Here is a 3,695-nt window from a genome sequence, read left to right as displayed (position 1 = left end):
CTCAAAGAGAGTTTCTGCAAATCGAGATAATCCTTCAAATCATCATCGATCTTGATCTTACACAAAGGAGAGCGAGCATTATCGAGCCGCACCAGTTTATCATTCTCGATTCGGATCAATTCCTCGATCGTGTCTTTACCGTTCCCATCCACATAAGCAGGAACTCGTTCCAAAGCAGCAGCGAATTTTCCGCCAACCGAAAGCAAACGATGATCTGTTCCGTAAATCTGCTGCTGCACGAGTGCTCCTTCAAATTGCACATCATTTTCTTCCGACATGGAAATGATGTTCTGATACGCTTTTCTCACCTCTTTTTCCGATTCGATCCCGGTCGTAACTCCCTGACCTTTGTGCCCGGCAACCGGCTTCACAACAACCGGAAAACCGAGTTCGTTAGCAACTTCCACTGCTTCATCTTTGGAAAAAGTGTTTGTTCCGGTCGGAGTCGGGAATCCGCACATTTCCAGAAATTCTCCGCACATATCTTTAAACATCGTGAATTCCGTATCTTTGATGCCATCGACATGAAAAGTAGTGGAGCGTCCGCGGATCTGCTTCTTACCATAACCCCACTGGAATTGATTCTCTTCCTTCAAGAAGAAAACCGGAATGTTTCGTTTGAGTCCTGCTTCGATCAATGAATATAGAGTCGGACCACCAAAAAGAGTTTTATCAAAATCATCCTGAAGCTGCAGGAATTTCTCATCAAAATCAAAATTCACTCCTTCGTTCATTGTCTGAAACCATTCACTGACAAAATAAACAGCATCTTCTGTTACCAGGTCATCGAGATATTCCACCGCGATCACGAATTCTTCTCCATCCTCACCAATAGAATGATTATTGATGAAAAGATCAATATCCATTTTCAGAACCTGAACAAGAACTTCTGCAAAAAGATCGACCACACTTCCAGGAAAATCTTCTTTCATAACCGGAAACTTTTCCAGAACTTCGTCTTTGTAAAATTCAACCTTATTACCGTTAGGATCAATATAAAGATTGAAAACAACCGCCTGCCGATTCAGGTAATAATTCGGACCCGAATAAGCATAAAACTTACTTACCTTGAAATCTTTAGACATTTTTTATCTCCTATTTTTTATTATTTAGCAACAAACAAAACTAACAAAACGAACTATTTAAATATGTAACCTTGAAAAGGTTTATAAGTATTCTCTTCTTGCTTTACCTTTTCAACGGTTTCTTTCTAAATCCATATCAACAAATAACCGTTAAAAAAGTTTACGAGAAAGAATCACGCTGGTGTAACTTATTCAAGGTTTAATTTCTCAAAACTTTCTGAATCTTATCTGCAAGAATTCCTTTGTTAGAAGCTTCGGAAAGAAATACAATCTCGACCATTTTTAAGGTTTTAGTTAGTATTGTTCGTTTTGTTCGTTGTTTATTTTCTTATGCTGATTTATCAAATTTAACAACTTCCCACTGCTCCAAGCAAAACACAGTTCCATTCGACAAGAAACTTATGCTCAAACCATCCGCAGTGAGTTTCTCATTTTTTTCTATCTCTCCAAAATTTGTGTATTTCATTTTCTTACTGCTCAAAACTGTTACAACTCCGCTGCCGACCACACGGAATTTATTGTCCGGAGAAACTATGATCGCCGTATCTTCCGCCAGACCGATCCCGCAATCACTTCTCCCGCTCGATAAGAATTGCGTTAAACGGGAAAGACGGCAGCGTTTGATGAAATGCGTATCCATTGTTATATCGGGCAGTAAACCAAATCCTCCGCCAAAATTAACTGAACCTTTATGAAAACCTTTGTAATCTCCGTCAAAGATCATCGGATCGCTGACAGCTGCTGCTCCAGCACTCGATCCGGCGATCGTCGTTCCCTGTTGGAATTTTTCCGTTATCAAATTCAAAAGTTTGCTGTTTTGGAAAATCTTCACCAAACGAACCTGATCTCCTCCGGTAAAAAAAATACAATCAGCATTTTGAACTGCTTTAAAATTCTTTTCTTTATCGACTTCGTCTTTATGCCTGATATCCAGAATTGAAATATGTTCCAAACCTAATTTCTTGAAAGCTCTAAAATATTTTTCTCCCAACGATTTGGGATATGAACTGGCGGTCGGGATGATCACCGCATTTTCTGCGTTATTTATTTCTATCAGACTTTTTAAGATCGTTTTATTATTTCTCTTGTCTTCGTTCCCGCCGATCAGAACCAGAAATCCCTTTCCTTTTTTCTCTTCAATTTCCGTGAGCATTTTCCAAAAATTCCTTTTGATTTTACTAATGATTTTAAGAGTAAATTTTAAAATGTAATTATGGTGTCAAGGATTGAATTGTGAACCGCTAATTGACACTAATAAACGCAAATAAGATATTCGAGTTGTAAAGAGGAATGACGACGACTCGGAATTGAATATTTTTGATTTATCTAAGCAACAGGCACTTCTTCGTAGCAACAGGTCTTTCATCAATCTTTAATTGATAGAAATAAATTCCGGAACTGACCGGTTTTTCAAAATTATCTGTTCCATTCCAAGATATGGAGTAAAGCGATTCCGTCGCTTTTACATTAACACAGTTAATGCACTCCAAAGATCTTACTTTCTGTCCTTTGATGTTATAGACATTTAAGGTTACAGGTTTGTTCTTGTCTTTTTCGGAGATGGAGAAGGAGATGGTGGTGGAAGGAGTGAAGGGATTGGGATAATTGGAAAGTTTAATTCTTTCATTATTAATTTCTAATTCTTCATTAATTGAAGTTCCATCCCACTCATAGCATCCCATATCAATGATTTCATCATAAATTCTGGGATTTCCTGCTAAATCATATTCAGGAAGACTTAATCCGGTTGTGTCCGGAGTTCCGGCATTAATACAGGGAGAAGTTTCTTCAAGATGGTAATTAAATGTTACCGGTTCAATGAACAACGGATCAAGTAAGATATTGTTTTCATATTCTCCTTCATATTCTTCAATTGAAGCAGTTCCGGTAAATCCGAATCCATTAAAGCCATCTTCAATATCTGAATAATAAAAATCCGGATCAGAATACCAACTGTTCAAACAAATCTGCTCTCCGGTTTCTGCTTCATTTCCATAAATGATCGAGTTTATGATATTAGAATTGGAAAATTCAGCGAAGTAAATTCCACCGCCATATAATTCAGAATGATTATTAGCGATCGTACAATTAATAATATCCGGACAATAAGGAGAAACAAAAGTTGTTTGTAAACGAATACCTCCACCGACCATAGCATTATTTTCAACTATTAGATTATTAATTATTATTCCATTTGCAGCACTGTGAATCTGAATAGCACCTCCATTATAGGCAGAATTTCCAGTCATTATATTATTGATCATTGAAAAAAAACCATTATTATACATGAATGAAATACCACCTCCTGCTGAGTTGGAACAATTATTAGAAATATTACAATTTATTATTGAAGGTGAAGAATGATTGAAATAAAGTCCTCCTCCTCTGGAATTTGTATGTGTTGTTATATTGTCATGAATATTATTATGAATTATTAGGGGACTCGAATCATAACTCGCAATACCGCCACCATAAGAAACTGAACTGTTATTATAGATTTCATTATTCTCTATGACCGGATTGGAAAAGTCACAATAAATACCACCTCCCGAATTTTCCGAATTATTATCGGTAATGATGCAGTTTAGAATTGAGGGAGAACTATAATAG

The 3,695-nt window shown here is 36.8% G+C and carries 3 protein-coding genes; all 3 read right to left on the bottom strand.

The annotated features are described in order from the left end of the window. Positions 1 to 1,085, bottom strand: a 1,085-nt coding sequence (locus ENL20_07115; GenBank protein ID HHE38327.1) for a cyanophycin synthetase, incomplete at its 3' end; no start/stop codon positions are given. A 328-nt stretch (positions 1,086 to 1,413) separates the two neighbouring features. Next, positions 1,414 to 2,238, bottom strand: coding sequence for a cyanophycinase (locus tag ENL20_07110; GenBank protein HHE38326.1), 825 nt, complete (start codon positions 2,236 to 2,238; stop codon positions 1,414 to 1,416). A 169-nt stretch (positions 2,239 to 2,407) separates the two neighbouring features. After that, a partial coding sequence (locus ENL20_07105) for a T9SS type A sorting domain-containing protein (GenBank protein HHE38325.1) occupies positions 2,408 to 3,695 on the bottom strand: 1,288 nt, incomplete at its 5' end.

The sequence above is a fragment of the Candidatus Cloacimonadota bacterium genome, assembly GCA_011372345.1.
Classification (GTDB): domain Bacteria; phylum Cloacimonadota; class Cloacimonadia; order Cloacimonadales; family TCS61; genus DRTC01.
The sequence above is the reverse complement of the archived record's forward strand: the minus strand, read 5'-3'. Positions and strand labels throughout refer to the sequence as shown.

What these genes read in the sequence shown, in the direction of transcription:
- ENL20_07110 (HHE38326.1), bottom strand. Translation starts at nt 2,238, where the DNA reads ATGCTCACGGAAATTGAAGAGAAAAAAGGAAAGGGATTTCTGGTTCTG.